5 protein-coding genes are annotated in these 6,852 nt (G+C 60.4%); 1 reads left to right on the plus strand and 4 read right to left on the minus strand.

Annotated elements, in window-relative coordinates:
- Window positions 1-193 precede the first annotated feature (193 nt).
- Together EYB53_RS24115 and EYB53_RS24120 are read right to left on the minus strand one after the other, a co-directional pair.
- Window positions 194-1,090, minus strand: a complete 897-nt coding sequence (locus EYB53_RS24115; RefSeq protein ID WP_135481949.1) for a PfkB family carbohydrate kinase — start codon at window positions 1,088-1,090, stop codon at window positions 194-196.
- Window positions 1,091-1,111: 21 nt separating this feature from the next.
- Entirely contained in the window at window positions 1,112-1,915 is an 804-nt protein-coding gene (locus EYB53_RS24120) for a [LysW]-aminoadipate kinase (RefSeq protein ID WP_135481951.1), read from the minus strand.
- Window positions 1,916-2,112: 197 nt separating this feature from the next.
- Between EYB53_RS24120 and EYB53_RS24125 the strand changes: the two genes are divergently transcribed.
- Complete coding sequence (locus EYB53_RS24125; protein ID WP_167857594.1) at window positions 2,113-3,297, plus strand: N-acetylmuramoyl-L-alanine amidase; 1,185 nt, start codon at window positions 2,113-2,115, stop codon at window positions 3,295-3,297.
- A 66-nt stretch (window positions 3,298-3,363) separates the two neighbouring features.
- Here the strand turns inward: EYB53_RS24125 and EYB53_RS26460 are convergent, their stop codons facing one another.
- A complete protein-coding gene (locus EYB53_RS26460) occupies window positions 3,364-5,817 on the minus strand; it encodes a C25 family cysteine peptidase (RefSeq protein ID WP_135481953.1) in 2,454 nt (817 codons plus the stop codon).
- A 34-nt stretch (window positions 5,818-5,851) separates the two neighbouring features.
- Window positions 5,852-6,703 carry a CLIPPER-2 domain-containing protein gene (locus EYB53_RS24135; protein WP_167857595.1) on the minus strand — a complete coding sequence of 284 codons (852 nt, stop codon included), beginning with the start codon at window positions 6,701-6,703 and terminating at the stop codon, window positions 5,852-5,854.
- Window positions 6,704-6,852: the final 149 nt, after the last annotated feature.

Consider the following 6,852-nt stretch of genomic DNA (forward strand, 5'->3'; position numbering starts at 1 on the left):
CGGTGCGCGACCCCTTCGCGGCTTCGCGGCTTCGCGTGCGCTTCTGTGCAAGGTAGTGCGTCGCAACGAAGGCGGGTTTTTTGACGCACAGGCGCACAGGTTTGCGCTCGCGTCGGTGCGCGACCCCTTCGCGGCTTCGCGGCTTCGCGTGCGCTTCTGTGCAAGGTATTCCGCGCAAAATCGGATCTTTTATTTAGGTGGGCTCAAGCAAGGCTTCCACTTCGCTGACGGTGGGCAGGTTGCCGCGCCCGCCTAGCCCCTGGCAGCTCAGGGCGGCGGCGGCACTGGCAAACCGTATCGCTAGGCGAAGCGGGTCATCACGGAGCAACGCATAGAGCAGCGCGCCATGAAAGACGTCGCCGGCCCCTGTGGTGTCAAGTGGCTCGATCTCGAAAGCTGGGGTATGAAAGAGTTCGTCCTTGTTGGCGCACCAACTTCCCTCGGCCCCGCATGTCACAAGCACTAGTTGCTCTTCGTAGCGACTGTGGAGGACACGGGCGGATTCCCAGGGTTCAACAACGCCGGTGGCCTGGCGGGCAAATTCGGCTGACACAACGATCAGATTGCAGAGCGGGAGTAGGTCGAGCGTATGCTCGCGGACGCGCTCGGCGTCGATCATGACGAGGCCCCCAGTGGCCTGCATGGTACGCGCTGCGTGCAACGCTACCTGGGGCATGTGCGTGTCAATAAGCAGCGCCCGTGCCGAGCGGATCAATTCGTGCTCGAGCGGTACTTGTTCCAATACCGTGGGATCATTGTGCCACCAGACGGTACGACGGTCACGACCTGGCTCGGCCAGCACAAAGCTGACGTGCGAAGTCCCTGGCCGCACATGCATCGCCTGCGTATCGATCCCGGCGGTTTGCAGATCGGTGAGAATCCGTTGTCCATACCCGTCATTGCCAACGGCCCCCGTCATTGCGACCCGCGCCCCCATGCGCGCCAACGTCGCCAGGGCCGTCGCAACGGGTCCCCCACCCATTTCGTGCCAACCGGTCAGCGACTGTTTTGCCCCAAAGAGCGGTTGCTCTTCAGTCACCCCAATCAGATCGAGTGAGGCGATGCCCAATCCTACCACATCGTAGCGCATACTGCTGCCTTCTCTCTTAGCTTATCCAATGACGGTGCCGTGTCCATCGAGTGCGAGTGAGACCGAATTGACTCGGCGCGCATCACCAATGATCACCCGTCCAACGCCGGCGGCCAGGGCTTCCTGGGCCCCAAGGATCTTCTTTTTCATGCGCCCCTCGGCATAGGGAAGCACGGTTTCAATCTCTTCGGGTGCAATCTGGGTGATGAGCGACGTTTCGTCGGGGAAATTGCGGAGCAGACCAGGGATATTCGAGAGCAAAAGAAGTGTCGTTGCGCCGAGGGCGGCGGCAATCGCGGCGGCGGCGCGATCACCGTCAACATTCAGCGCCTCGCCTGCCTCAGAGCAAGCCAGGGGTGCAATCACCGGCAGATAGCCGCCCTCGAGCAGTGACCGTAGCAGGGTCACATTCGTCTGCTCGATTGTCCCGGTCCAGTCATCACGCAAGAGTTTCTGGCGTCCCTCTTCAAGAATCCGAATCGTCGCCTTGCGTCGCCCTTCGAGCAGGCGTCCATCGAGGCCACTCAGACCAACGGCATTGCATCCACGGGCTTGCAGGCGCTCGACCAGCCCTTTGTTGACGAGACCACCGGTCGCCATCATAAAAAGTTCGAGCGTCCGTCGGTCGGTATAGCGACTGGTGTACCCACTCGGTGACGTGACAAAGCGAGCCGGGTGGCCTACTGCATCACCCAGGCGATTTGTCTCATGAGAACCGCCGTGGACGAGCACAAGACTTTCGCCCTGTTTGTAGTGGGCAGCGAGATCATCACAGAGGGCATCGTAGTTATTGCCAGCACTTCCCCCGACTTTAATAACAATCATTGTATCCTCATCTTGTGCAAGGCTTTTGTGTGTTATAACCATTGTTATGGTACGCTATTATAGCAGGCCTGCTTGGGTTGTATCCAGGAGGGTTTGGCTTATGAAGTTTCATCAAACCTTAGCGCCTCTGCGCCTTTGCGTCAAATGATCCGTCTTCTTGGCAAGGTATTGATTCTAGTTCGCGAAGGTTACGTACAATGCACCTTTCTGTCCGTCTGTTGCCGCTGATGCTTCTTTCCATCGTGCTGCTTGTGGCCTGTACTCCGGTCTATGCGTTGGTGCCGACACCGACGGCTGTTGTGCCTGATCCTTCACCGGTAGCGCGTGCGGCTCCGATCCTTGCGGCACCAACGCCGACGCAAGCCGTGCGTTCGTTTGATCCGGCTCCAACCAGTGCGGCAGTTCCCTCACCGGTCTCCCCCACTGCCGACGCCGCTGATGAGCAAGAGCCGACTGGGGAGGCTGCGGAGGTGCCGGCACCTGAGGTTGCGCCAGAAGCAACGGGGATCCCTACGCCTACCCCACGCGATCCCGCAACCCCGCCGCGGGTTGGTCTTCAGGTGGGTCATCTGCGTTCCAATGAATTGCCCGACGAACTGGCGCGTCTGCGCACGTCGACGGGCGCACGCTGGGGGCGGATCACCGAAGCCGAGTTGAATCTCGATATTGTCAATCGGATTACGCCCTTGCTTGAAGCTGAAGGTGTGGTCGTGGATATCATTCCTGCGACGGTGCCACCCGGATATGACGCCGATGCGTTCCTTGCCATTCATGCCGATGGTTCGACCAGTGGCGGGCCGCGTGGCTGGAAGCTCGCCACGCCGTGGCGGGCCTCTGAGGCGAGCAAGGCCCTGATGGCGGCCGTTGGGGCCGCGTATGGCCCCGGTACAGGCATGCCCGAAGATGTTGGTGGCGTGACCTTCAATATGAAGGGTTACTATGCGTTTAGTTGGCGGCGCTACACCCACGCGATCACGTCAACGACGCCAGCGATCATTGTCGAGATGGGCTTTATGACCAACGCCGCCGACCGCGAGATCCTCTTTGGGCAACCTGATCGCATTGCCAACGCTATTGCCACCGGCATTCTCGCTTACCTGAAGGCGCGTGATCCCAATGATGGTGCGGCGCTCTTGCCGCCTGATTATCCTGTCATGCGGGCGCTTGCCGAAGGCACGATCATCCGCGCTATCCCGCAGGATAACGGGCGCATCCTGGCCCGCGTTGGCCCCGACGCCCGCATCGTGCCCTTCGATCTTCAGGATGGTTGGTACCAGGTCTTTACCCGCGTCGGCGACCAGCGCATCGTTGGTTGGGTACGCGAAGATCAGGTCGCGCCTACCAATGAACAATCGGTCTTCCCTACCCCCACCAATCCCTAACGTATCTGACCAGTTGTTGTGTGCGCAAAAAAAGCCAGCTAGGCTGGCTTTTTTTGCGCACACAACTCACCTCCCCACCACGGGCAAAAAGATCGTGCCCGCTTCCTGGTAGATCTGCGGGATCGTGAGTGGATCACCAAGCAAGACAAACGTACGCAGTGACGCCTGGCAGCAGCGGGTGGTGCCAAAGAGTTCGAGCGAGCCAGCGAGCGTCAGGTGCCCGAGCGAAGCTTGCCTCGGTGCCGCCCAGAGCGCCCGATAGAAGCCACGTTGCAGCGCGTCGTGCCCATACAGTACCCCCAATCCGGTTGAACTCCACGCGGCAATGGCCCCTCCATTCGCCTGGATCACCAGGCGTTCGTCAATCGAGGTGCCCCGCGAGGCCGGGATCTGGAAGGAACCGGTGAGACAACTCATACTCAGTACCACCGGCAACCGCGTCTGATTGCCGAGGCTGTCTACGTCAAAGAGGCCAAGCAAATACTGGTGCTGATCGGGTTCGCCGGGGTTGAGCGGCGGCCCGGTGTAGGCCCATTGATACTGGAGCCCGTGCCCAATGTAGTGGACAATCGCCGCTCCATCGCGGAAGGCTTGCATCGTGCGGTCGCGGGCTACGAGCGGATCGCGTTTGCGCCACGGATCACCGGGCGGGGCCGCAGGATCATAGAGCATTCTCGTAAGCCGAAGGCCCGCCGGGTGCAGGGCGGCACTCTCGGCAACGGCCTGGGCAAAGTCGCCCGCAAGATCATTGTTATCGGCAATATAGGCAATCGTGCTCTGCCACGGTTCGCTCGAGGTGGTCTCTTCGTACGTCAAGATTTTGTTGACGACGTCTTCTACTTCAACTACACTCTTTGCCGGAAGCCGCCCGATCCACATATCTTGCAAACTGTCGCTCCGCGGATCATTGCCGTGCAACTGGACATAACATGTGTCACAGGCGGTTTCGCCAAGCCATGGGTCAACAAAGGCGAGGTAGGGCGGGACGCGGATCGGCTGGTTGAAGCCAAAGTAGTTGCGCGGATCGCTGCTGCCGTCACCCACGAGGATCACACTGGTTGGCGCAACCGCCCAGGTCTCGGCGGCATAGCGCAGGAAGCTTCGAATCGCCTCAGGATCAAGCTGGCCGTGGCTCCAGGTTGCATAGATCGCCTCGGTTGCCACGGCGGCCACCGTGTGCCCCTGGCTACGACGGTGCGCAAGCAGCGGTTCAAGGGCGGCGAGGAACTCTTGCGGGGCAAGGTAGAGGGCCTCAGCATTCAGGGGTTGTGCCAGGTCAACTGGGGCTGTACGCCGTAGTTCGGGCGTGTGCAGAGTGCCGTCGCCGGTAACAAGATAGTGCCCAGGCGTGCTTGCCTCATGCATAAAACGTGGCCCGGTGAAATGCAGGCGCACTGGGCGGGTGCGATTGTCAACGAGATAGACCGCCGATGACGTGGGTTGTCCATTGAGTTGATAGATAAATTTTCCGGTCTCACCAAGAAAAGTCGCCCCGCGTTGCGCCAGATCCAGGGTGACAGGGGCTTGCCAACTGACCGCATCAACATGGACGCGATCAGAGCGAATCCCCGGCAAAAGCGCCACCGTCACCGTAGGACCACGGGTTGGCATCAGCGTCTCGACCGCCCAGAGGCCGCTGCCTGACCATTGTTGGCGAACAGTATGGTCGGCGAGCCGTACTTCGAGGGTATGCTGCTCACGCGAAAAGGTGTCGCCCTCAACCGTCAGCTTGACGGGGCCTGGTGCTGCGGGCAGGTGCGTCTGCAACGGCACCTCATAGGTTGGTGGCACGGGTGGCTCAGGTTCGCCCCCGCCTGCGGCCACCCGCAGATCCCGACTGAAAAAGTGATCGCCATCATGCCCTGGCAAACGCGACTCATAGATCGTATTCTCGCGCCATGTTCCCCGTTCCAAGGCGGTGGTGCGGATCGGGATCAAGAGACTGGCCGGGCCTGGCTGGGCCTCAAGGTGGGCCATCCGCAGACCAGGTGTGGCACCACTGGTCAGCCAGAAGATCGCCGTGTCTGACCAGCGATCACCTGGCTCGGCATAAAAGCGTAGTTCAACCAGGGTGCCCTGAGCATCGCGCACCTCTTCCAGGGCGACTGCGTTGCCGCGATGCATAAGGCGAGCATTGGTGACGCCCTCAAGCGGGAAACCTGCGGCGACGAGCGAAGCGACAGGAAGCCGCTGCATCCCCGTTTTCGTGACATGCACATGCCAGGCTGCCTGAGCGGCGGCAGGGTCTGGTGGTGGTGCGCCAGTGGCAAATGGTGTTGTCGTCAGCGTAGCGAGCTCGTGCAGCGCGGTCACGCGACCGGCTCCAACCACTTCAACGTGCAGCGCCCCATTCCCGGCATCAAATACGCGCACCTGCTGACCACGGAGCCAGCCCTCACGGACGAGGGTGTTGGTCGGGTTGACATACGTAGCCGAAGCAGTGGTGCCAGTGAGGAACAGAACGAAGAAGCTGAACCAGGCAAGTGAGCGGAGGGCTGTGGCATGGCGAAACCAGGCCACAGCACCCCACCAGGTAATGCGAGCACGCCTTCCCCTAAGCTGCACGGCGACGCACAAGGAAGCTCGTGGTAATCAGGGCAAAGCCAAGGATCAGCGCAAGCAGCGGCACAAAAGCAGAGGTCGTTGCCCCTGTTTCGGGCAGCGTTGCGGGAACCTCAACAACCACCAGTTCAACGCTGGACTCATTATTATTGGGATCACCATCGGGCGACGTGCTTGAGACAACGGCGAGATTCGTATTGTTGGGCGGCGACACCATCGCCGTGACCGTCGCAGTCACCGTGATCGTCACCGTCTCACCGGGATCGAGCGTCCCGATCACCACGCGCACCCGCTGACCATCGACCGTCACCTCACCACGGCTCGCCACGACCGCAACCGGGGACACAAAGGTTGGCAACACATCTTCCACAACCACATCAACGGCCTGCAAACCGCCGCGATTCGTCACCAGGATCGTATACACAACCTGCGAACCAACGGTTGCCACGGGTGGCTCAACACGCTTGGTCACCGCAGGATCGGCGGGCATACCAGGGATTGGTGTCGGGCTAGGCGTAGGCGTGCGCGTCGGTTGTGCGGGCGGCGGAAGCTCCCCGCCAGGTGTAGGCGTGTTGGTTGGCATTGGGGTGTTGGTTGGGACGGGCGTATTCGTAGGCGTATTGGTTGGGGCAGGAGTATCGGTCGGGACAGGAGTATCGGTCGGGGCAGGAGTATCGGTTGGGGCAGGAGTATCGGTTGGCGTAGGCGGCTCAACCGTAGGAACTTCGGTGACCAACAGCGTAGACGACGCCTGTACCGGTGTCAAACCAACTGGCAAGATGCCCCATGCAATCAGCAACAGGCCCATTGAGAGCAATAAGATGCGCAGACTCACAGCCTTCATCGGTGGCTCCTGATAATAGTTGAGATAGACTTAGCTACTATAGAAACCTATCATATCATAGATCGGGTGTTTTTTGCGCATAAAGCAGTGGATTGGCAGGGCTGATGCAAAGTCAGAGTCAGCAGCGGCAACCGACACCATGTGAACAC

This window comes from Candidatus Chloroploca mongolica, assembly GCF_004762035.2.
Classification (GTDB): Bacteria; Chloroflexota; Chloroflexia; order Chloroflexales; family Chloroflexaceae; genus Chloroploca; species Chloroploca mongolica.